Raw genomic sequence first — 23,916 nt, forward strand, 5'->3', positions numbered from 1 at the left:
TGAGAGCAGAGGTGGAAGGTCGAGCCTGGGGGAGTGAGGGCGGACGCCTCGAGGACTCGGGCGACTGGGTGGTCGACCACAAGTGTCATGAGGACGTGTCGCCAGCGCTCGGCCTGGTGGGTCGATCTTGCCGGTTCGGCTTCATCAATCTGCCTTGTGGGCAGCACACATCCAGAGGTTGTTCGACGGCTGTGTCGAACGGGCCCGGAATACATTTGCCAGCTCTCCCGATCGGGGAGACGCCTGCACTATGCAGTCGGCAAAAGACATCGTCAATGGCTTTGTAGTGATTATTGTGAGGCACTACATATTTTGTAGTTTCAGAACACAAAGGTCGATTCGTGACTACAAGGTCAATGAATCCGGGGGGTACAGCGCAGGGGCGATACGAAGGTGGCAAAACCGGTGCCTGAAACGAAGCTTGCCCGCGACCGGATCGGTCAGCCGTTATATCCGGCTGACCGACCCTGTCGCGGGCAAGCGTGTCGCTATGAATCCAGACGCAAGTAGTTACGCCTGTGGAGCCTTTTGCAGTTCAAACAACAACAGCGAGCGCGGTGTGACCGTGTATTCGCTGCCGAACTCGAACTGATCCTTGCCGTCGATTTCCGGCTGATTGGTGTCAATCAGGCTGGTCCAGTTGAGGCCTTCCGGCACTTCCGGCAGGGTGAAGTTGACGCCGTCGTGGTGCGAGTTGACCAGCAGCAGCAGCGTGGCTTCAGAGCCGCGACGACGGATACCGGTTTCCTGCGCACGGCCGTCCATCAACATGCCCAGACAGCGGCCGTTCGGATCTTCCCACTGCTCGATGGTCATCTCTTCGCCACTTGGCGACAGCCAGGTCACGTCCTTGACCCCCAGCGCGTCGTTGTAATCGCCGACCAGGAAGCGGCTACGGCGCAGGATCGGGTACGACTGACGCAGCTTGATGAGACGCTTGACGAAGGCCAGCAGGGCCTTGCCGTCTTCGTCCAGATCCCAATTGACCCAGCCAATCTCGCTGTCCTGGCAATAGGCATTGTTGTTGCCATGCTGGGTGCGGGCGAACTCGTCACCGGCGACCACCATCGGCGTGCCCTGGGCCAGCAGCAGCGTCGAGAAAAAGTTGCGCATCTGACGCAGGCGCAGCGCGTTGATTTCCGGATCGTCGGTCGGGCCTTCGACGCCACAGTTCCATGAACGGTTGTCGTTGCTGCCGTCCTGGTTGTTCTCGTCGTTGTCTTCGTTGTGCTTATCGTTGTACGACACCAGGTCGTGCAGCGTGAAGCCGTCGTGGGCGGTGATGAAGTTCACCGAAGCGTACGGCCGGCGGCCACGCTGGTTGAACAGATTGCCCGACGCCGTCATGCGGTTGGCGAAGTCTGCCAGCTGGCCTTCGTCGCCTTTCCAGAACGCACGGATGTTGTCGCGGAATTTGTCGTTCCACTCCGCCCAGCCCGGCGCGAAGTTGCCGACCTGGTAACCGCCCGGACCGCAGTCCCATGGCTCGGCGATCAGTTTCACCGAGCGCAGCACCGGATCCTGGCGGCAGGCCACGAGGAAGCTGTGGCGTTCGCTGAAACCATCGTGGTAACGGCCGAGGATGGTGGCCAGGTCGAAGCGGAAACCGTCGACGTGCATCTCGGTTGCCCAGTAACGCAGGGAGTCGGTGACCATCTGCAGCACGCACGGGTGGCTCAGGTCGAGGGTGTTGCCGGTACCGGAGTCGTTGATGTAGTAACGCTTGTCATCCGGCATCAGGCGATAGTACGAGGCATTGTCGATACCGCGCATCGACAGGGTCGGGCCGCGCTCGTTGCCTTCGGCGGTGTGGTTATAGACCACGTCCAGGATCACTTCCAGGTTGGCATGGTGCATGTGCGCAACCATTTCCTTGAACTCGGAAATCTTGCCGTGGGCCAGGTAGCGTGGATCCGGTGCGAAGAAGGCCAGGGTGTTGTAACCCCAGTAGTTGGTCATGCCTTTTTCCAGCAGGTGCTGGTCGTTGACGAAGGCGTGGATCGGCAGCAATTCGATCGAGGTGACGCCCAGACCTTTGATGTGCTTGATCACGTCATCGACCATCAGGCCGGCGAAGGTGCCTTTGACTTCATCGGGCACAGACGGGTGACGCATGGTGAAACCGCGGGTGTGGGTCTCGTAGAAAATAGTCTTGTCCCACGGCACATCCACACGCTGTTCGCGGCCCCAGGTGTAGGCAGGGTCGATGACCTTGCACTTGGGCACGAACGGGGCGCTGTCACGCTCGTCGAAGCTGAGGTCGTCGTCCGGGTGACCGATGGTGTAACCGAACAGCGCTTCAGACCACTTCAGCTCGCCGACCAGTTGCTTGGCGTACGGGTCGATCAGCAGTTTGTTGTGGTTGAAGCGGTGGCCGTTCTTCGGATCGTACGGACCGTAGACGCGGTAGCCGTAGACCTGACCCGGGTGGGCGTCGGGCAGGTAACCGTGATAAATCTCGTCGGTGTATTCCGGGAGCTCGATACGCTCAAGCTCGACTTCGCCGGCGGAGTCGAACAGACACAGCTCGACCTTGGTGGCGTTGGCGGAAAAGATGGCGAAGTTGACGCCCAGGCCATCCCAGCTGGCGCCCAGCGGGAAGGGCAGGCCTTCACGAATGCGCGAGGCGGTGACTTCGGGGCTGCCAGCGTTGCCGGATTCATTCTGTGTAGCGGCGTTCTTATCTTGCGTGCTCATGTGTATTCCTGACGTTCGAATGAGTTCCTGAAGGCGAACAAAGCCGTGGCCTCAGTACGTGACTGCGCCATCGATGCAACAGGTTTGAAAGTTACCGCAGGGTCAAGACCGTTTTAAGGCGATCCCTGCGGTAGGGGTGTTAGCTGCGCAGCAGTGACGCGTTAGGGCATGCGATCAAGGTGCAGGCTTAGCTGCGGCAGGCTTCTTGGCAGAAGGCTTGGCGGCTGGCTTGGCCGGTTTAGCGCCAGCACCGGTTGCGGCGGACTTGGGCTTTGCAGGTGCCTTCGCTGCCGATTTGGCGGCGGGCTTGGCATCGGCTTTTGGCTCAGGCTTGCTCGCAGTCTGATCAGCGGACTTCTCTGCAGGCTTGGCAGCAGACTTCGCAGCCGGTTTTGCAGCAGCCTTAGGAGCAGGTTTGGCGGCGGCAGCCTTGGGCTCCGCCTTGCCGTCAAGCTTGGACTTCGCCGTCTTAGCAGCCGCCGGTTTTTTAGGCGACTTCGCCTCGGCGGCTGCCAACTTGCTGGCCATTTCCCAGTGGCGGGCATCTTGCCCATGTGGCTTGCCTTCCGTTTCCCAGATCTGGTGGGCAAGCTCGCTGATTCTTTTATCGTCGGCACTCATCTCGACACTCCCGGTATCACAAGGTTTGTATAAGCAGGTTTACAGAAATTTCCTTGAGCGCTGCGCTGAGCAACATTTCCTTGCTGGATGTGACTGTAGCCTGTGAAAAAAGTCCCTTCCAATTTGGATGTGAATCAGCGAACGGCAGGTTGATTCGTGTATCGCCCCAATTTGCTGCATTGATGAATGGAGTTTGCGCAGTGCCCAATAGTTCAGCCGGCAAGCGCGGAACCACAACAATAGCCCGCATCTCCTTCGTTACCCGGGCAAAAGCGATGACGTGATCGGCTTTTTCCCCGACCACCTCAAGCGGTTGATATTCCCCTTCACTGAACAGGGCGGGGTACTGGTTGCGCAGGTTAAGCACCTGGGCGACCAACGCCTGCTTGATCCGGCCGTCGTGCCACTGGTCCAACAGCTCGGTGACTGGCGAAGAAGCCTGCAGCGCACGTTCGCGAGCGGGGTAATCCACCGGACGACGGTTGTCCGGATCCACCAGGCTGAAGTCCCAGAACTCGGTGCCCTGATACAGATCAGGCACACCGGGCGCCGTCATTCGCAGCAAAGTTTGCGCCAGACTGTTGAGCGCGCCGGCGGTCGCGATGCGATTGGCCGTTGCACCGATGGATTGGCGCAGCGCCAGGCCGTCAGCATTGAGCAGCACATGCTGCAGAAACTCGCGGCAAGCGGTCTCGTAGGCTTCGTTGGGCGCGCTCCAGCTGCTCTGCAACTTGGCTTCACGCAGGGCCTTTTCCTGCCACTGAGTCAGGCGCTTGGCATAGGCTTCGAAAGCCGGCTCGCCCTCCAGATCCAGCGGCCAGCTGCCGATGATGGCTTGATACAGCATCAGCTCGTCACCGGGGCTGATGTGGGTGTCGCCAGCCTTGAGCGGTGCCGACAGCTGCTGCCAGCGCTCGACCTGCTCGGCATACCACGGCGCCAGTTCGCTGAGCACGGCCAGACGGGTGCGAGTGTCTTCGCCGCGCTTGTGGTCGTGAGTTGCAGTGGTCAGCAGGTTGTTCGGGAAGGTTTTGTGACGTTCGGCGCTGACCTGGTGAAACGCCTCCACCGGCGCACTGAAATGTTGCGGGTGGAAACCCACATCGTTGCGCGACAGCAGCACGGCGGAGCGATAGAACGAGGTGTCTTCCACCGACTTGGCCGCCACGGGCGAGGTCAGCTGCTGGAAGCGGTTGCCGGCCTTGCGGCGCATTTCGCGCAATGGGCCCGTCGGGTAGTCGCGCAGCTTCTCGCCACCCAGCCACAACTTGAGCGAATCCAGCACCGGCCAGTCGCCTTCGCCGAGCATCTCGCGCGCGCCGTCCATGGCCTGCTGGAAGAAACGCTCGTCTTCGGCAGAACGGCCGCACGCGGTGAGATAGGTGCGATACACCGGGAAATTGCTGACCAGCGCCAGCAGCGCGCGGCGGATCGCCCCAAGCGTCATGTCGCGGGTCATCACGTCACTGCGCGAAACCTGCAGCAGCGCCTGGGCAAGGTTCTCGAAGTCGCCCGCCAACGTGCCGTGGAGGACCAGATCGCGGGCTTCCAGCACTTCCTTGTTGAAGTCGGCCGTGCGTCCGCTGATGCGGCTCCAGAGCTCGCCCAGCACGGCTTCACCTTTCGGGTCGTGCTGCAGAAGCGATACCTGGTTCATGAATTCATAACCGGTGGTGCCATCGGTATTCCAGTCGGTGCGCAGTTGCTCGTCGGAACCGAGGATCTTCTCGACGAAGATCGGCAAGCGCGCAAGCTCGGTGCCCGCCGGACGCAGCTTCATCAGGCTGTCGACGCGACGGCGCAGCTTGCGGCAATAACCGCGCGGGTCGGCCAGGCCGTCGATGTGGTCGATGCGCAGGCCGTCTACAAGGCCTTCAGCGATCATCTCGAAAATCTTGCCGTGGGTCGCTTCGAACACCTGCGAGCGCTCGACCTTCAGGCCGCCCAGCTCGTTGATGTCGAAGAAACGCCGCCAGTTGATGTCATCGCCCGCTGTGCGCCAGCTGGCCAGACGATAATCCTGCTGCTCAAGCAAACGGTGCAGGCGATCGAAGCCCTCAGGCGTGCTGGAGTCAAACTGCCCCAAACCTGCTTCGATGGCCTTGACCAGCTCAGGCTTGGCTTTGACTGCTTCGGCCAGTTCCGCTTTGGCCTGACGGGCACGCTCGTAGGCCTGAGGGTAGTGGTCAAGCTCGGCGAAACGCTTCGCCAGTTCGTCCAGTTCGGTACGCTTCGCTGCTTTCAGCAGCGGCGCATACGTGGCTGGATTGATCGGGAAGAGGTGCTGGTAGTGCTCGGCGTGGAAGCTGCCGTTTTCTGCATCAAAACGCAGCGGCACTTCGCCGTTCTGCAACACCGTGCCGTAATCAGTGCTCAGGAAGGGCAGCAACAGTTGGCCTTTGAGCAGCGGGTCCGGTGAATTCCACTGGATGTCGAAGAACTTGGCGTACGGGCTGCGTTGACCCCACTCCAGCAGGTCCAGCCACCAGGGATTGTCGTTGCCGCCGACTGCCATGTGGTTGGAGACGATATCGAGAATCAGGCCCATGCCATGTTCGCGCAGCGCCGCGACGAAGCGCAGCAACGCAGGCTCACCGCCCAGTTCGGGGTTGATCACGCGCGGGTCGACAACGTCATAGCCGTGCATGGAACCGGCGCGGGCTTTCAGCAGCGGCGAGGCGTAGATGTGGCTGATGCCCAGGCTGGCGAAGTACGGCACCAGTTTGGTGGCGTCGTCGAGGGTGAAGTCTTTGTGGAACTGCAGTCGCTGGGTGGCGCGCAGGGATTTAAGCGGGGTACTCATTTTTGATCACGCTCCGCGGCTTGTTTGCGTGCCGCTGCCAGAATTTCAAGGCGTCGCGCTGCATCGGCGTTATCCAGCAGTGAACCGCTGTCGCCGTTGAGCCGACGTCGCCAATTGGGATGACTGTCGATGGTGCCGGGGAAGTTCGCCTGTTCTTCGATACCGAGGGCATCCTCGATCGGGAGCAACACCAGCGGTGCCGGGGTGTGGCCGAGGTAAGCGATGCTGTGGTCGATGATGTCGGCGGCGCTGATGTTGTCCTCGCCGGCTGGCATCTTGTAGTTCTGCTTGAGTGCAGTGATCAGACCTTTGCGTTCACGCTCGCGGCCGTCGCGCATCTTCTGTTCGGTTTCGTCATCGACAAAACCCAGGGTCTTGTTCCACTGAATATCCAGCTCGCTCAGCCAACCGGTGAGGGTGGGCAGGTCGTGGGTGCTGGTGGTCGCCAGTGCATCTTTGGACCATTTGGTGATCGGCTTGAACACCGCATCATCCTGCTCGAACAAGAGCACGCGCATGCCGAGAATTTCACGCTCGGACAGCTTCTCGTGCAGACCTTCGGGCACGGTGCCGAGGTCTTCGCCCAGAACAATCGCTTCGTGACGCCAGGATTCCAGGCTCAACAGACGCAGCATGTCGTCCAGCGGGTAGTTCAGGTAAGCGCCTTCACTGGCAGGTGATCCCAACGGAACCACCCACAGGCGCTGCAGCCCCATCACGTGGTCGATGCGCAGGCCACCGGCGTGGGCGAAGTTGGCCCTGAGCATTTCAATGAACGCCTGAAAGCCGTTGCGTTTGAGGCCCGTCGGCGAGAACGCCGAGATACCCCAGCTCTGGCCCGAGCGGTTGAGGATGTCCGGCGGCGCGCCTACGGTCAGCGCCGAAAGCAGTTCGTCCTGACGGCTCCAGGCCTGACTGCCGGCACCGTCGGCACCTACGGCCAGATCGCCGATCAAGCCGACGCTCATGCCGCTCGAACGGGCGGCGGTTTGCGCGCGCTCAAGGCCGCGTGCGATCAGCCACTGGGCGAAAGCGTGGAAGCCGATCTCTTTCTCATGCTGTGCAGCAAAGGCATCAAGAGCAGGGTTCTTCGGATTCTTGAACTGCTCTGGCCATTCATGCCAGTTGCCGCCGATGCCCAGTTCATCGCCTGCATCACGCAAGGCTTCAAACCGACAGTGGTTTTCCAGGGCTTCACCACCCGCGCGACGGAAGCTCTTGAAGTCCTCATGGAAGGGGTGATCGCTGCCGATGAAACCGGCATACAGCTCGCGAAGCAGGGCATATTTTGCCTTGGCTGCGGCGGGCCATTCGATCAGCTCCAGGGATTCCAGACGCTTGAACTCGTCAGCCAGGCCGGACTTCTCGATCGCCAGCTCAACCGCACGGTCACCCAGAATTTTGCCCGGCGCGGCATACAGCGCGTTGAGGAACAGCCGGCTGGAAGGCGAGTAGGGGCTATAGCGCTCGCTGTCGTTGGAAAACATCGCATGAACCGGGCTGATCGCGACCGCCGAGGCGCCACGGCGACCCGCGTCGCGAACGAAGGCTTCCAGCCCCTGGGTGTCGCCGATACCGCCATCGCCGTCTCGACGCAGGTAGTACAGCTGAGTGGTCAGGCCCCAGTCGCGGGCAATCGCCTTCTTGTTGGCCATGGTCAGGCTGAAGCAGGTCTTCGGCGCAACGGCGACGGTCAACTGCTGGCCGTCCACTTCCAACTGGTGATAACCGACTGTGGCTAACCCTGGAAGGGCGGCTTTGTCGGTGAGTTTCGCCTCAAGCAGCGAACCGTCTTCCAGCGTCAACTTGAATGCAGTGCCTGCGGTGAACCAGCTCGACAGATCCAGATCCTGGCCATGGTCGACGGTCATCAACGGCGGCGGAGTGGCTGACTGGCTCTCTTCGTTCAGACGTTTGAGGCTGGCTTCGAGGTCTTGATCTGTCTCGGCGGGGTAACCCAGGCCGCCGAGGACCTTGCGCAGGACCTCGGGGCTTACGTGCTGCGGTTTGGCGTTGGCGTCCTTCCAGTCAACCGACAGGCCCGCCTGGGCCGCCAGTATTTCCAGTTGCTCATTGCTCATCCTGTTCCTCCACAACATCACTCGATTTCAGGCTGACAATGGCCGTGTATGGATTGAGGGTGGCGGATGGGGAAAGTTCTGCTGACTTGGCGTGGGACTGATGAAGCACTCTGTAGCCGGTGAAGTCATCGGTGTCGACCGCCTCGGTGCCGAGGTTCAGATCGATGCGCAGCTCGCTGTCGTCGCCCAGTGTCCAGCGTGCGCTGACGGCTTTGTCGCCCAGCTCTTTCACGCCGAGGGCACTCGCACCGTGCAGGCGAGGGAAGAGCTCGGTGCGACGTATTTCCAGCAGCGTCGTGTACAGCGCCAGCCAGTTGCGATGGTCCTGACCCTTGTCTGTCTCAAGCAGCAATGCATCGAACGCCGGGCGCGAGGCCTCGAAGGTTTTCAGCGCATTGGGATCGGGAATCTGCTCGCGCTTGGCCGGGTCCTTGAACGCGGCGAAATCCTTGAACTCGCCGCGACGGCCTTCACGCACAGCGTCTGCCAGTTCGTCATGGAAGTCAGTGAAGAACAGAAAGGGTTCGCTCGCGCCCCATTCATCGCCCATGAACATCAGCGGAATCATCGGTGAAAGCAGCAACAGCGCGGTCGCCGCCTGCAGTGCTTGCGGTGGGCTCAACTGGACGAGACGCTCGCCGAAGGCACGGTTGCCGATCTGATCGTGGTTCTGCAGAAACAACACGAAGGAGGTCGGCGGCAGGTGGCCGCTTGGTTCGCCCCGGGCATGACCATGGCGGGTGGATTCGCCCTGATAGACGAAGCCTTCGCCCAGCAGGCGCGCCAGCTTTTGCGTGGGCTTTTCGGCGAAGTCGGTGTAGTACGCGTCAGTCTCGCCGGTCAGCAAGACGTGCAGGGTGTTGTGGCCGTCATCGTTCCACTGGGCGTCGTAGCCCTGATCCATGCGCCCGGCTTCGTTGAATTCGTTTTCCAGGGTCAGCCAGACGTGACGCTCGGCCGGAATCGCATCGCGTACGTGCTGTGCCAGGTCTTGCAGGAAGGTCGGGTCTTCGATGGCGTGTACAGCGTCGAAACGCAGGCCATCGAACCGATAGTCCTGCAGCCACATCATGGTGTTGTGGATGAAGAAGTCGTGCACTTCACGACGGCGGAAGTCGATCGCATCGCCCCACGGGGTCTTCTTGTCGCTGCGGAAGAAATGCTTGGCGTAGGCGCCGAGGTAATTGCCGTCCGGCCCGAAGTGGTTGTAGACCACGTCGAGAATCACCGCCAGACCCAGACCGTGGGCGGTGTCGATCAGATGCTTGAGCTGGTCGGGTGTACCGTAGGAAGACTGCGCGGCATAAGGCAACACGCCGTCGTAGCCCCAGTTGCGATCACCCGGGAACTGCGCGATAGGCATCAGCTCGATGGCGGTGACGCCGGTGTCAACCAGATGCTGGAGGCGCTTTTCAACGCCTGCGTAGCCACCCAGCGCACCGACGTGCAACTCGTAAATGACCGCCTCGTGCCAGGGCCGACCTTGCCACTCGGTGTTCTGCCACTGATAGGCGTCTTGGTCGACAACGATGCTGTAACCATGCACGTCGCCGTCCTGAGCCCGGGAAGCCGGGTCAGGAACAGTGAGGGTGTCTTGTTCATTGAGGGCGACGTTGTAACGGTAGCGTGTGCCGGCAACACACTTGGCGTCGAGAACGAACCAGCCGTCCTGCTCTGGCTGAAGGGCCTGTGCAGGCCCGTTTTCGAATTCGACGCTGACGCTTTTGGCATCCGGTGCCCAGAGGGCGAACCGGGTGTGTTGTTGATCCAGCATGACGGCGCCGTGGCGCCAGTTGTGATCCGTGCGCGAAGGCATCCGTAATTCCTTAATCAGTGAGTTATCAATAATGCAATGCCGCGCCTGCGGTCTTCTTCAGCAGCTCCTGATAGAGATCGGCATAGGGTTCAACCGCCTTGTGCCAATCAAACGGAGCGGCCATGGCCCTGCAACGCATGGCGTTGAGCAGCAGGGAGCTCTCGAAGACCTTGAATGCGCGGGTCAGGGCGTCGGTGTAGCTTTCGACGGTGGATTCGTCGAACAGGAAGCCGGTGCAGCCGTCCTCGATGGTGTCCGCCAGGCCGCCCGTGCGACGGGCGATCGGCAGGGAGCCGAAGCGCTGGGCGTACATCTGGCTCAGGCCGCATGGCTCGTAGCGCGATGGCATCAACAGGAAGTCACTGCCGGCAAACATGCGACGTGCGTCGGTTTCGTTGAAGCCGACACGCACGCTGACCTGGCCCGGAAAGCGAGCGGCGAGGTCGCGCATGGCGTCTTCTTCTTCAGGCTCGCCACGGCCGATGATTGCGATCTGGCCACCGTTGTTGACGATGTACTCGGCAACACCGATGGTCAGGTCCAGACCCTTTTGGTAAACCAGACGAGAGACCACGGCGAACAGCGGGCCGGTGGACGGCTCCAGCTCGAACAGCTCGCGCACGTAGTCGGCGTTGATTTCCTTGCGGGTCCACTCATTCGGTGCGAAGCGGCAAATCAGGTGTTCGTCCGTCGCAGCGTCCCAGCTTTCGTCAATGCCGTTGGGGATGCCGCTGAGCTGACCGCGATCGGCTTTGCTCTGCAGGAAACCTTCCAGGCCACAGCCGAAATCCGGGGTGGTGATTTCTTTGGCGTAGGTCGCGCTCACGGTGGTGATGTGGCTCGAATACGCCATACCGGCCTTGATGAACGACAGCTGACCGTAAAATTCCATGCCTTCCGGGCTCAGTGCCGAGTCCGGAATACCCAGCTCACGGCTGGAGGCGATGCTCACAAAACCCTGATACGCCAGGTTGTGAATGGTGAAAATCGACGGCGTGGTCTGGCCGCGCCATTTCATGTACGCCGGCGCCAGACCTGCTGGCCAGTCATGGGCATGAACCAGCTCGGGGCACCACTGGGTCTTGACCGCGCCGGCCGCAAAGTCGGCGGCTGCCAGGCCCAGACGGGCGAAGCGAATGTGGTTGTCGGACCAGTCGCGACCGTCATTGTCACCGTAGGGCGTGCCTTCACGCTCGTACAACTCGGGACAGATCAGGACGTAGATGACCAGGCCGTCTTTCATGTCCATCCGGCCGATCTTGCAAGGTGGCAGCGCGGCGTGGCCGGGCAGCTCACTGATGATGTGGATCGGATTGCCACTATTGATGACTTGGGGATAGCCGGGAATCAGCACGCGTACATCGTGCAGGTGGCGCATGGCGCGCGGCAGTGCAGCAGACACATCGCCCAGACCGCCGGTTTTCACCAGGTCGGCCATCTCTGAAGTCACGAACAGGACTTTCTTGCGGGTTACCGAAGAAATCACTGGTTGAACAGGAGGCAGTTGCAGCACAGGTGCGCTCGTCGTTGCGAAGACCGGCAGATGGGTCAGCTCGCTGGCCGGCTGATTAAAACTCTCTCCCTTCTGGGTTTTGACAGCGGCACTAATCATCGTTTTCTCCAGTTCGATATGCAGTGTTGGTACAGCACTTAGTTGTAAACGGCCATTTCCTATGGCCAGGCACGCAAGACCTACGCAAGATCGATACCCATTTACCGACTGCACATTAAGGGACAAGGTGAAAGCGGACTCTGCTTCGATTTTTCAACAGCATAGTTGCTCTATTCACATGACCCCGGCGCCTGTGTAGAAGTTTCGACTATTTTTCCGGGCCATGTCTGGCATGCGGGGTTGCGATGGGGTGCCGGGTGAATGGCGAAGCGTTGCAGTGATCTGCGGCCCCCTGAATGCGCCGTTGTGGAGCATGGGGTGGCGGCCTTTATAAAGGGGTACCGCCGGTCGGATTGTTGGACAATCATTGAGCCGTTGGTCTACTCCGATGCAACTCATGCGCTTTTGTGGGACGTGACCCGGGCAATCCGATTGCCGTGCCTTTTCTCGGTGCATGGCGGAAGAATTCCTGACCGATCAGAGACATTTCCTACTTCTGTATAAGGATATTTTCTCCGCCAGGGCGTTAGAATCGCCGCCACGTGGCACGTCGGCACACTGAGTCGAGCGCCTGTTGAGGTTTCTCCAGCGGTAGAGGAAGTCAATGCAAGCCCCTGAGGTTCTGGTACTGCAAGCCAGCTACAGCAATTCGGTTCACGCTGACGCGATCGGATTTCTGCTTAATCAATATGCCGAAGACGCGATGGGTGGCGGCAAGTCGCTGTCCATGGACACCCGTCAGCAATTGGCGATCGAATTGGCCAAGCGGCCTCATGCGTTCAGCGTGCTGGCGTTCATCGCCGGTGAGCCGGTTGGCCTGGTCAACTGTTTCGAGGGCTTCTCGACCTTCGCCTGCCGACCCTTGGTCAATGTCCATGACGTGGTGGTGATCGCCTCCGCCAGAGGGCAGGGTATCAGCCAGAAGATGCTGGCCAAGGTCGAGGAAATCGCCCGCCAGCGCGGCTGCTGCAAAATCACACTGGAAGTACTGGAAGGTAACGAAGCGGCCAAAGGCGCTTACCGCAAACTGGGGTTTGCCGACTACCAGCTGGACCCGCAGATGGGCCGAGCGTTGTTTTGGCAGAAAGCGCTGTAGCGGAGTGGTCATGGCGAAAGCCGATTCCACGGGATGCACGCGATGCTTTTAGTGGGACCGGCTTCAGCCGGGAAGAGGCCGGTTTGAATGCCCTCAATTTTGCGGTGTGACGCCTGACGCTTTCCCGGCTAAAGCCGGTCCTACTCAATGCGCAAACCATTTGTAACAGTTCTGTCCTGTAAGACGATTCCGGGAGCGCGATAGGATCGCCTCCCGTATTGCTTTCAGGACTCACATGTCGCTTTCTCTGGAACCTCCCAGTCGCCGACTCCCTTCCAACGGGGTCGAAGGCGTTCACTTCGCTTTATCCCGCTTGAACACGATATCTCCCTGGCTCGACCCACTTCGCGGTGCGTCGGGCCTTTTCGTGGTTGTTCCATTGACTGTAAAAGGGCGCTGACCCATGGAATGGATCGCTGACCCTACGGCCTGGCTTGGCCTGTTGACCCTGATCGTGCTTGAGCTGGTGCTCGGCATCGACAACCTCGTGTTCATCGCCATCCTCGCCGACAAGCTGCCGCCCGAGCAGCGCGACCGTGCGCGAGTCCTGGGCCTGTCGCTGGCGTTGATCATGCGCCTGGGCCTGCTCGCGAGCATTTCGTGGATGGTCACGCTGACCGAGCCGCTGTTCGAGGTTTTCGGCAAGAGCTTTTCAGGGCGCGACCTGATCATGCTGTTCGGTGGGGTGTTCCTGCTGTTCAAGGCGACCATGGAACTGCACGAGCGGCTGGAAGGCCACGTTACCCAGCGGGCGGGCAGCACGACCTACGCGCTGTTCTGGCCCATCGTCGCGCAGATCGTCGTGCTGGACGCGGTGTTCTCCCTGGACGCCGTGATCACCGCCGTGGGCATGGTCGATGAGCTGTCGATCATGATGATCGCGGTGGTGTTCTCGATCGGCATCATGGTCATCGCCAGCAAGCCGCTGACCGCCTTCGTCAACGCCCACCCGACGGTGATCATGCTGTGCCTGGGCTTTCTGATGATGATCGGTTTCAGCCTGACCGCCGATGGCCTGGGTTTCCATATTCCCAAAGGCTATCTGTACGCCGCCATCGGTTTCTCGATCCTGATCGAAGTGTTCAACCAGATTGCCCGTGCGAGACGCAAGCGCAGCGTCAAAGGTGACTTGCCACGCCGCGAGCGCACCGCCCATGCCGTGCTGCGCCTGTTAGGTGGTCGCAGGCCAAACGCTGAGGAGGTCGGTGAGGAGATCGCCGACATGCTCGATGGCGACAGCGACGAGGTGGTGTTCGACCGCCGCGAGCGGGTGATGATCAGCGGCGTGCTGCAGTTGGCGCAGCGGCCCATTCGCGGGGTGATGACGGTGCGCAACGACGTCGACGTGATCGATCTGGATGACACGCCCGACGGCATTCGCCAGCGACTGGTCAACTCGTCCTATTCACGGCTGCCCCTGATCCGCCGGGGCCGTATCGACGAGCCACTGGGCTTCGTGCATAAGAAGGAAATGCTCAATGCTTGGCTGTCCGGTGCCGAGCCGAACATCGAACACCTGGCCCGACCGACGCTCAACCTGCTGGAGAGCTTCTCGATCCTCAACGCCCTGGAGCAAATGCGCGCGCAGTCCACACACATTGCTTTCGTGATCAACGAGTTCGGCGATTTCGCCGGCATCCTGACCATGACCGACATTCTCGAATCCATCGCCGGCGAGCTGCCGGACGCCAGCGAAATCGAGGGCCCGGACGTGATCGAAGAAGGTGAGGGCGTGCTGGTCAATGCCGCCATGAACCTCAGCCATCTGCGCGAACGCATTGGCTTCAAAGCGAGGGCGACGAGTGATTATCAGACCCTGGCCGGGCTGGTGGTGAGCCTGCTTGACCGGTTGCCGGTGATCGGGGATGAGGCGCAGTGGGAGGGCTGGCACATGAAAGTCGTGCAGGTACAGGAGCGTCGGGTGACCCGCGTGCTACTGCGCCAGACACCGCCTTTATAGCCGTCGCTGATGCACATCCATCCCGGCGAAAACAAAAAAGGCCTGCATTGCGCAGGCCTTTTTAGTTGGAGCGAAGATTACTTCACAGCTACTTATTACTTCTGTACGACGTCGGGCGTGGTGCCGGGCTGGCTGGCGGCCTTCTCCATGTGGGCAAAGTCACTCAGGCCTTTCGGCGCATAGGGATCGCCGATCAATCGAGGGCGCGCCTTGAAGTCCAGGCTGACCAGACTCTTGGTGGTGTCGAGTTCGTCAAAGCTCAGTCCCGCCAGTTGTGCCCAGGTGTGGATCAGGTTCGAACTGGTGTAAGGCCGATCATGAATGCTGTCGAAATTCCAGTCATGGGTCTGCTTCCACTTCGGCGAGGCGTAGGCAATGAACGGCACGGTGTACATCGGGATGGTCGGCTTGTTCTCGTTACGGCCCAGGGTGTTGCGGCCTGGCGAGTCGTAGACATCTTCGCCGTGGTCGGAGAGGTACAGCAGGAAGCCGTTCGGGTCGGCCTTGCCGTATTCCTTGATCAGGCTGGACACCACGAAATCGTTGTACAGCACTGCGTTGTCGTAGTTGTTGTAAAACTCCAGCTTGCTGTCATCGATGTCAGGTGGCACGCCGTCACGTCCGCTGAATTTCGCGAATTCTTCCGGGAAACGATACTGGTAAGCCATGTGCGTGCCGAGCAGGTGAACCACGATCAGTTTGCGCGGCGCGGCATCGGTCAGTGCTTTGGTGAACGGCGCCAGCACGTCTCCGTCGTACTGTCGGGCGTTCTGGTTGCGGTTGTTGTTCAGATAGACCTGCTCGTCAGCCTGCTCGGAGAAGGTAGTGAGCATGGTGTTGCGCTTGGTCATCGTCTGCTGGTTGGTGATCCAGAACGTCTTGTAACCCGCCTGTTTCATCACGCTGACAATGGATGGCGTCTTCAGGTAAAGGTCCGGGTTTTCCTCGTCGGCGAAGGTCAGTACCTGCTGCAGGGCCTCGATGGTGTAAGGCCGTGGCGTGATGACGTTGTTGAACACCTGCAACTGGTCCTTCATGGCGTCCAGGTTCGGTGTGGTCTGGCGCGGGTAGCCATAAAGGTGCATGCGCCCGCGGTTGGTCGACTCGCCGATCACCAGCACCAGGGTGGTGGGCAGATTGGCTTGCTGGTCCTTAAGGTTTTTCAGCGGCGCGATGTTGTTGCTGCTGGTCAGCATGTCCTGCATGCCATCCAGTTGCTGGGTGTAACGGTGATAGGCAACGATCATCTGCCATGGCACCGCCGGCTCGATGCGTGATTCAAAGGCTTCCAGCGCGGTCGATGCTTCGTCGAACCGCGCAAACTGCTTGGCCAGCGGGTAGCCGATGATGCCGATCAACAGCGCCGCTGCAACGGCGTAGGCGCGGCGGCGTGGCATGTATACCGGGCGCAGGCGAGTCCACAGGAATATCGCGAACGCGGTGTGGGCGATAAACGCCAGCACGATCCACCACGCGAAGTACTGGGTCATGTATTCGCCGGCTTCAGAAATGTTCGATTCGAACATGATGAAGATGACGCTCTGGGAAAACTCTTGCTGGTAAATGAAGAAGTAGCCCAGGCTCGCCATGGAGCAGGCCCACAGAATCACGCCGATCACGGCCGCCATGACGCGGGTCTTTCGCGGGAACATCAGCATCGGCGCAAGCCAGATGCCACTGATGACGAACGCTTGGCGGAAGCCGGCAAAACCGGTGATGCCGGTCAGCTGGATCAGCAGTTGAGTGATGCCGGAGAAGTACCAGAAAAACACGAACAGCCAGATAACGCCCGCCCAGTCGAACCCTTTCGGAGTCGCAGTGCTCCGTTTCATCGTTGCCATCAAGCGCTCCGCTATAGACCTTCCGGGCGACAGGACACCGCCCGAATTAATTCAAGTGCCAGCAAATGGCCAGCAATCAATGTGTTGAGGGTCGGGATTATGTTTTCAGTTGAGTGAAAATTTTGTCACGAGGGCGTTGCGAAACCGCAGCAAGCAGCTACAGACGCGCACGCTAGAGCAGGGCGGGGAACGTAACAGCCGGCACCGGGTCCGACGCAGGGTCGAAATCCGTGCCATGCATGGGGCGATGCGGGGTGAGTGCTCAAGATCAGGGCATGCGCCGGCAAGCCTGCAGATCGGGCTTGCCTTGGTCTTAGTGGCGCAGGGACGTGTGTGTCAGGCGTGAAGGGCAGTGCCGCTGCCGATGAGCTGGGCGTGTTGCAGCATCGAAGTCAGCTGGGCGACTTTGTTCTGCAATACGGCGCGTTCTTCCCTGAGCTGGCGCAGCTCGTCACGACGGATTGTGACGTAAAGGGTTTGTGGAGCGTTGGCTGTCAGTACTGTGCCCATTGCACACCTCGCAAATGGCGGGTTCAACTTCATAAGGTTCAAGCAAGGACGTTTGCTGATCGGCATGTCCTGCTCACTACCTCTATCGGCCGGAATTCTGATTTCTTTTGCGTAAAAAAGGAACTTTTTTATTTTTGATTGTCGCGAACGTTTCTTGATCGCGAAAACCAGCGTCATAAGGCAGTCTTGCAGACATCTGTGCAGATGCACATGAAACTTTTTTCACCGGGAAACCATAGTTTGCCTCCCCGGATTAACCCACTATGCGGCACTGGGCTATAAACTGAGGCACCTCTGAATTTGATTAAGGAGCACCTCTACATGCAACTCGGGATTGTTGGACTAGGCCGCATGGGCGGCAACATCGCACGTCGACTGATGCTCAATGGCCACACGACTGTGGTCTATGATCGCGATGAGAAGTCTCGCACCGTGCTCGCCGCAGAAGGCTCGACCCCGGCTAAAGACCTCGCCTCGCTGGTCGCTGCCCTGGAAAAACCGCGAGCCGTCTGGGTGATGTTGCCTGCTGGCGCTCCAACCGAAGACACCATCAACGAGCTGGCCACTTTGCTCGATGCCGACGATGTGATCATTGACGGCGGCAACACCTTCTATAAGGACGACGTACGCCGCTCCTTGGCGTTGAAAGACAAAAACCTGCACTACGTCGATGTCGGCACCTCGGGAGGCGTCTGGGGGCTGGAACGCGGCTATTGCATGATGATCGGTGGCGAAACCGACGTCGTCACGCGACTTGACCCGATCTTCAAGACCCTGGCCCCGGGCATCGGTGACATCCCGCGCACCAGGGACCGTTCAAAGGACGCCGATCCGCGCGCCGAGCACGGCTACATCCACGCCGGCCCGCCGGGCGCAGGCCACTTCGTGAAGATGATTCACAACGGCATCGAGTACGGCATGATGCAGGCCTTCGCCGAAGGCTTCGACATCCTCAAGACCAAGAATTCGGACAACCTCCCGGTTGAACAGCGCTTCGACCTGAACCTGGGCGACATCGCCGAAGTCTGGCGTCGCGGCAGTGTCGTGTCTTCCTGGCTGCTGGACCTGACCGCCGACGCGCTGGCCACCGACCCACAGCTCAACGCCTATTCCGGCTCCGTGGCCGACAGCGGTGAAGGCCGCTGGACCATCGAAGCCGCCATGGAGCAGGCGGTACCGGTTCCTGTGCTGTCCACTTCGCTGTTCGCGCGCTTCCGCTCCCGTCAACAAAGCACGTACGGCGACAAGATGCTGTCCGCCATGCGTTTCGGATTTGGTGGTCATAAGGAACCAAAATAATGGGTTTATCCCGCAGCAAGCAGAATGCGCCGGTCGCTCCGGCGACCACGCTGTTTCTCTTCGGTGCCCATGGTGACCTGGTCAAACGGCTGTTGATGCCGGCCCTCTACAACCTGTTTCGCGACGGATTGGTGAGTGAAGACCTGCACATCGTCGGCGTCGACCACAACACCGTCAGCGATGCCGATTTCGCCAAAAAGCTCGAGGATTTCATTCGTCAGGAGGCGGCCAGCAAGGTCGCCCAGGGCGGCGAAGAGCCTCTGGACCCGGCGTTGTGGGGCAGCCTGTCGAAGCGCATCACCTACATCACCGGTGATTTTCTCGACGACTCCACGTACGCGGACATCGACGCGAAGATCAAGAGCACGGGCACCCGCAATGCCGTGTTCTACCTGGCGACCGCGCCGCGTTTCTTCAGCGAGGTGACGCAGCGTCTGGGCTCTTCCGGGTTGATGGTCGAAGACGATGACAGCTTCCGTCGCGTGGTGATCGAGAAGCCGTTCGGCCACGATCTGCCCAGCGCTGTGGCACTGAACAACTGCTTGCTGAAGGTCATGAGCGAGAAGCAGATCTACCGGATCGACCATTACCTGGGCAAAGAGACGGTGCAGAACATTCTGGTCAGCCGTTTCTCCAACGGTCTGTTCGAGTCGTTCTGGAACAACCATTACATTGATCACGTGCAGATCACCGCGGCCGAAACCGTGGGCGTTGAAACCCGTGGCAGTTTTTACGAAACCACCGGCGCGCTGCGGGACATGGTGCCCAATCACCTGTTCCAGCTGCTGGCGATGGTGGCGATGGAGCCGCCCGCTGCATTCGGCGCCGATGCCGTGCGTGGCGAGAAGGCCAAGGTGGTCGGCGCGATTCGGCCCTGGTCTGAGATGGAAGCGCTTGCCAACTCGGTGCGCGGTCAATATTCCGAGAGCAGCATCAATGGCAAGGCTGTCACCGGTTATCGCGAGGAAGACCGCGTCGATCCCGAGAGCAACACCGAAACCTACGTTGCGCTCAAGGTGATGATCGACAACTGGCGATGGATGGGCGTGCCGTTCTACCTGCGCACCGGCAAGCGCATGAGCGTGCGCGACACCGAAATATCCATATGCTTCAAACCCGCGCCTTACGCGCACTTTCGTGACACCGATGTCGGCCGTCCCGCGCCAAACTTTCTGAAGATCCAGATCCAGCCTGACGAAGGCATGTGGTTTGATCTGCAGGCTAAGAAGCCCGGCCCGACCCTTGACATGCAGACCATCGAGCTGGGTTTTGCTTACAAGGACTTCTTCGAGATGCAGCCGTCGACCGGGTACGAAACCCTGATCTACGACTGCCTGACGGGGGATCAGACGCTGTTCCAGCGTGCCGACAACATCGAAAACGGCTGGCGTGCCGTGCAGCCGTTCATTGATGCCTGGGCCAAGGATCCGCAAGTCGAGCTGTACCACGCGGGCGAAGACGGGCCGTCGGCGGCCGATGAGTTGCTGGCCCGTGATGGCCGAACATGGCAGCGTCTGGGATGAGTGATGCCACGCAACCCCTCATCCAGTTCATGTTGTCCGACATCGATGGCACGCTGCTGCACCCCGATCACAGCCTGAGTCAGGCCAACATCGATGCCGTGCGTAAATTGCAGGAGGCCGGGATTCATTTCTCGGTCGCCAGCAGCCGTCCGCCGCGCGCCATGCGTCAGCAGATCGATGCCTTGGGCATCACGCTGCCGACCGTGGCGTTCAACGGCGCCAACATCATTAATCCCGATGGCAGTCTGCTGCAGGCCCACCGGATTGATGCCGCAGCGGCGCGCACCAGCCTTGAGCTGTTCGCGAGCGAGGCGGTGGCGGTCTGGGTGTTCGCCGATGACCAGTGGCTGCTGCTCAATCCCGAAGGCGATTACGTCGACCACGAGCGCAATACCCTGGGCTACGACTTCGTGCACGTCCCCAGCTTCGACGATTACCTGGACCGCATCGACAAGATTGTCGCGGCGAGCAAGGATTTCGAGCTGCTCAAGCGCCTCGAGTTGGCGCTCAACCCGCTGATCGCCGGGTCGGCGCTGGCAGCGCGCTCCCAGTCCTATTACCTCGACGTCACCGCGCTGGACGCCAACAAGGGCACTGCCCTTGAAACGCTGGCCGCTGCGTTGGGCGTGCCGTTGGCCCATACCGCCGCGATCGGCGATGCCGGCAACGATGTGGCGATGTTCCTTCGTGCCGGGCTGTCGATTGCGATGGGGCAGGCCGAAGTGGGCGTCAAGACACAGGCCAACTACGTCACCGACAGTAATGGCGATGACGGGCTGGCCAAGGCCATCGAGCGCTACATCCTGCCTCGTTGATTCGAGACGGCGATTGCGCTGCTACTCATGGGGGCAGCCACTCAAGGGCCCGGCGTACAACAAGAATAAAGTGCTCACCAAGAGGGATAAACGCCCGATGGCTGTATTGATCGAAGATTACGCGCTGCTCGGCAACTGCCGGACCGCAGCGCTGGTGGCCCGCGACGGGTCGCTGGACTGGCTGTGTTTCCCGCGTTTTGATGCGCCAGCCTGTTTCGCCGCGCTACTCGGCGACAGCAACAACGGGCGCTGGAAGCTGGCACCGGTGGACGGCACCGCTCAGTCGCGGCGCCGCTATCGTGACGGCACGCTGATTCTCGAAACCCTCTTCACCACCGACACCGGCCAGGCGCTGCTTATCGATTTCATGCCCATGGAGATCGACAACAGCGTGGTGCGTATCGTCGTCGGCGTGGAAGGACGCGTGGATTTTTCGATGGACCTGGCGATCCGCTTTGACTACGGCAGCACTGTGCCGTGGGTCGAGAAGCGCGATCCCCACACTATGACCGCGGTTGCCGGCCCGGACATGCTGGTGCTGCGCACACCTGCTGAGCTGCACCCGATGGACCATCACACCGAAAGCCTGTTCAGCGTTGAAGCAGGCCAGCGTTTGGGCTTCGCGCTGTCCTGGCAGGCCTCTCACGAGCCGGTGCGTTGGGGCTTCGATGTGGAGCTGGCCCTGCAGCAGACCGAAACGTTCTGGCGAGATTTCTCCGGGCGCTGTCCGGATGTCGGGCAGTGGACGGATCAGGTCAAGCGTTCGCTGATCACCCTCAAGGCCATGACCTATGCGCCCACCGGCGGCATCGTCGCGGCGGTGACCACCTCGCTGCCAGAGCAGTTGGGCGGCGAGCGCAACTGGGATTACCGCTTCTGCTGGCTGCGCGATGCGACCATGACCCTGCTGGCGTTCATGAACCTGGGCTACTTCGAAGAAGCCACCGCATGGCGCAACTGGCTGCTGCGCTCCATTGCCGGCAACCCTGACCAGGTCCAGATCATGTATGGCCTGGCAGGCGAGCGGCGTTTGCTGGAGTATGAATTGCCATGGCTGGCCGGTTACGAGCAGTCGCGTCCTGTGCGGGTGGGCAATGGTGCGGCCAGTCAGGTGCAACTGGACGTTTACGGTGAAGTCGCCGACGCCATGACCCAGGCGCTCAAGAACGGCTTGCCGGCGCTGCCGCGCGGAACTGAAATCCAGAAAGTGATCATGCCGTTTCTTGAAAAGGTCTGGCATCAGCCGGACGCGGGCATCTGGGAAATTCGCTCGGCGCCACGGCACTTCACCCATTCCAAAGTCATGGCGTGGGTGTCGTTTGACCGAAACGCGGGGGTATTGGCCAAGAGCGATGACCCGGAAGACCGCGAAAGGGGACGGCACTATCGGGAGGTTGCCGACCAGATTCACGCCGACGTCTGCGCCAACGGCTACAACGCAGCGCTGGGGAGCTTCGTGCAGACCTATGGCGGCACTGAGCTGGACGCCAGCCTGCTGCAGATTGCGCTCACCGGCTTCCTCCCCGTCGACGACCCGCGCGTCACCGGCACCGTCACGCGGATTGAACAGTCGCTGATGAAAGACGGCCTGCTGCTGCGCTACGACAGCGAACGCAGCACCGACGGCGTCTCGGGCAGCGAAGGGACGTTTCTGGTGTGTTCGTTCTGGCTCGCCGATGTCTACGTGCTGCAAGGCCGCGACGACGAAGCCCAAGTCCTTTTCGAACGCTTGTGCGGTTTGTGCAACGACGTCGGCCTCCTCGCCGAGCAATACGACCCCCAGCAAAACCGCATGCTCGGCAATTTCCCCCAGGCTTTCAGCCACATTGGCATCATCAACACAGCGCTGAATCTGCACCGTGTCATCTGCCCCGTGAAAAGCCGCGCGGCTACACCCACCTAGTGGGGCGGTGACAGGGGGATAGTTCTACGTGATGGGGCGAGATTGAGAGTGCGCACGCTGGCCTCTTTCCGGCTAAGGCCGGTCCTGCCAGGAATGCGTGTGCCTGATTGCATCGCTATAAGGCTGGGATGGACGCGGAGCGCCCCGGGATGCATACCCACGCCGAGCGTGGGCACGATCAGAAATATTTTTCACTTTTGGGGGCTCTGGAGTGCGCCTTCAGCATAATTGTCCGCTGCATCCATCAGCATCCCTTTGCCCTATGTGATGGAATTTCTGGCGCTGAGACCGAACGTCAGAGAATTCAGTTGCCGTTGATTGTTTAAAGACCTCGGCCGGCATCCCCGGCCGAGGTCTTGAGGCTGTCAGCCGACGTTAACCAGCAACCGGCGAACGCCAGTCATCAGAGCCCGAAGTGCCACAAACTTCATGGGTCCAGGTAATTTTGCGGTAGGTGAACTCTACGTCCTCCAGATGAGTGAAGTGGGCGTTCGACGGATCCTGGCAGTTATGCATGTAGTCTTTAATGTCGACGATAATCGCGTCTTCCAGTTTGGTGGTGTAGTAGTGCTCCTGTGTACCCGCTGCGGACGTGCGATACCACTGGATAGTGATCTCGGTCAGGCGCTCGCCCGATGTCAAAGCTGCCAGTAACAGTGGCGAGGACTTATCAAACACCTTGGTAATCTTGACTGGCTTGTGCACACGCTGGCCGGTTGGCTGGCCCGACTGCGGATCGCGCGGGATGATCATTTCATGTTGAAAGCCTTGCACCATGACTTGATCTTCGTGACCTTCCTGGTATGTGTTGCCAACTGAATCTGCGGTAAAGGCACCTGCGGTGATTAGGCCCTGCTTGGTGCCTGTGATGGACATATATGCTGGTGTAGCCATGAAGATGCTCCTTGCCTCATAAATAAAATTCCCCGAAAGCCAGTTAGCGTTCTGGGTGCAGGAGATATATCAATCTCTGTGCCAGGCTTTGAATTATTCATGTAAATCAATTGGTTATATTGATGCGTTGTCATTGGTACGTTAGGTTGTCGGGCTTGCTCGTGAGAATGTGCGCAAGAAGTTGCGCAGTGTTGCGCAACTTCTTGCGCACTCGGCTGTAAGGCCCGCTGCGCCTGGGCTGGAAGGTCTAGGGAGCTGTGTTTTTCTAAAAGAGTGCGCAATTTTTTGCGCATGGCGGCTCAGCGCCACTGCTGCTTGCTGGACACCTCAAACCGTCCACGGACTGCTTGATCGACTCCTTGTTCTTCGTTATCGGGAAGCCGCGGCGCGTCGTCCATTCATCACGAACTCGCCAAAGATGCACTTGTTCTATAGCGCATTGAGG

At 60.1% G+C, this 23,916-nt stretch carries 15 protein-coding genes; 6 read left to right on the forward strand and 9 right to left on the reverse strand.

Features of this window, described 5'->3' with window-relative positions:
- Positions 1-510: 510 nt before the first annotated feature.
- From glgX to glgA, 6 genes are all read right to left on the reverse strand, one after another.
- Entirely contained in the window at positions 511-2,697 is a 2,187-nt protein-coding gene (gene glgX, locus ACYAR8_RS14540) for a glycogen debranching protein GlgX (protein ID WP_108121813.1), read from the reverse strand.
- Positions 2,698-2,871: 174 nt separating this feature from the next.
- Positions 2,872-3,318 (reverse strand): DUF2934 domain-containing protein, encoded by a 447-nt coding sequence (locus tag ACYAR8_RS14545; protein ID WP_463580260.1) that lies wholly within the window; start codon positions 3,316-3,318, stop codon positions 2,872-2,874.
- 16 nt (positions 3,319-3,334) lie between these two features.
- Positions 3,335-6,121, reverse strand: coding sequence for a malto-oligosyltrehalose synthase (locus ACYAR8_RS14550; protein ID WP_463580261.1), 2,787 nt, complete (start codon positions 6,119-6,121; stop codon positions 3,335-3,337).
- Positions 6,118-8,202 carry a 4-alpha-glucanotransferase gene (gene malQ / locus ACYAR8_RS14555; RefSeq protein ID WP_463580262.1) on the reverse strand — a complete coding sequence of 695 codons (2,085 nt, stop codon included), beginning with the start codon at positions 8,200-8,202 and terminating at the stop codon, positions 6,118-6,120. The genes ACYAR8_RS14550 and malQ overlap by 4 nt, the downstream gene beginning before the upstream one ends.
- The gene (gene treZ, locus ACYAR8_RS14560; protein WP_463580263.1) at positions 8,192-10,018 is read right to left on the reverse strand and encodes a malto-oligosyltrehalose trehalohydrolase; all 1,827 of its coding nucleotides are present in this window, start codon (positions 10,016-10,018) and stop codon (positions 8,192-8,194) included. Before treZ ends, malQ begins: the two co-directional genes overlap by 11 nt.
- 25 nt (positions 10,019-10,043) lie before the next feature.
- On the reverse strand, positions 10,044-11,630 hold the full coding sequence (gene glgA, locus ACYAR8_RS14565; RefSeq protein WP_074885693.1) for a glycogen synthase GlgA: 1,587 nt from the start codon (positions 11,628-11,630) through the stop codon (positions 10,044-10,046).
- A 604-nt stretch (positions 11,631-12,234) separates the two neighbouring features.
- Between glgA and ACYAR8_RS14570 the strand changes: the two genes are divergently transcribed.
- Together ACYAR8_RS14570 and ACYAR8_RS14575 are read left to right on the forward strand one after the other, a co-directional pair.
- Positions 12,235-12,726, forward strand: a complete 492-nt coding sequence (locus ACYAR8_RS14570; protein ID WP_108121826.1) for a GNAT family N-acetyltransferase — start codon at positions 12,235-12,237, stop codon at positions 12,724-12,726.
- 403 nt (positions 12,727-13,129) lie between these two features.
- The gene (locus ACYAR8_RS14575) at positions 13,130-14,686 is read left to right on the forward strand and encodes a TerC family protein (protein ID WP_463580264.1); all 1,557 of its coding nucleotides are present in this window, start codon (positions 13,130-13,132) and stop codon (positions 14,684-14,686) included.
- Positions 14,687-14,781: 95 nt separating this feature from the next.
- Here the strand turns inward: ACYAR8_RS14575 and ACYAR8_RS14580 are convergent, their stop codons facing one another.
- On the reverse strand, positions 14,782-16,527 hold the full coding sequence (locus ACYAR8_RS14580) for a phosphoethanolamine transferase CptA (protein WP_463580265.1): 1,746 nt from the start codon (positions 16,525-16,527) through the stop codon (positions 14,782-14,784).
- A gap of 336 nt (positions 16,528-16,863) precedes the next feature.
- The gene (locus ACYAR8_RS14585; protein ID WP_108121958.1) at positions 16,864-17,037 is read right to left on the reverse strand and encodes a DUF6026 family protein; all 174 of its coding nucleotides are present in this window, start codon (positions 17,035-17,037) and stop codon (positions 16,864-16,866) included.
- Positions 17,038-17,358: 321 nt separating this feature from the next.
- Here ACYAR8_RS14585 and gnd point away from each other — a divergent pair, with 321 nt between their 5' ends.
- The 4 genes from gnd to ACYAR8_RS14605 all read left to right on the forward strand — a co-directional run bounded on the left by gnd (position 17,359) and on the right by ACYAR8_RS14605 (position 22,577).
- Positions 17,359-18,336, forward strand: coding sequence for a phosphogluconate dehydrogenase (NAD(+)-dependent, decarboxylating) (gnd, locus tag ACYAR8_RS14590; RefSeq protein ID WP_108121830.1), 978 nt, complete (start codon positions 17,359-17,361; stop codon positions 18,334-18,336).
- Positions 18,336-19,859, forward strand: coding sequence for a glucose-6-phosphate dehydrogenase (gene zwf, locus ACYAR8_RS14595; RefSeq protein ID WP_074885678.1), 1,524 nt, complete (start codon positions 18,336-18,338; stop codon positions 19,857-19,859). The genes gnd and zwf overlap by 1 nt, the downstream gene beginning before the upstream one ends.
- Positions 19,856-20,674: an HAD family hydrolase gene (locus ACYAR8_RS14600; RefSeq protein WP_463580266.1), complete on the forward strand. Its 819-nt coding sequence runs from the start codon at positions 19,856-19,858 to the stop codon at positions 20,672-20,674. Before zwf ends, ACYAR8_RS14600 begins: the two co-directional genes overlap by 4 nt.
- Positions 20,675-20,771: 97 nt before the next feature.
- Positions 20,772-22,577, forward strand: coding sequence for a glycoside hydrolase family 15 protein (locus ACYAR8_RS14605; protein ID WP_463580267.1), 1,806 nt, complete (start codon positions 20,772-20,774; stop codon positions 22,575-22,577).
- 375 nt (positions 22,578-22,952) lie between these two features.
- On the opposite strand, the gene ACYAR8_RS14610 is transcribed toward ACYAR8_RS14605, so the two are convergent.
- Complete coding sequence (locus ACYAR8_RS14610) at positions 22,953-23,471, reverse strand: Hcp family type VI secretion system effector (protein WP_074887735.1); 519 nt, start codon at positions 23,469-23,471, stop codon at positions 22,953-22,955.
- Positions 23,472-23,916 lie beyond the last annotated feature (445 nt).

It is taken from the genome of Pseudomonas sp. HP_01 (genome assembly GCF_055284355.1).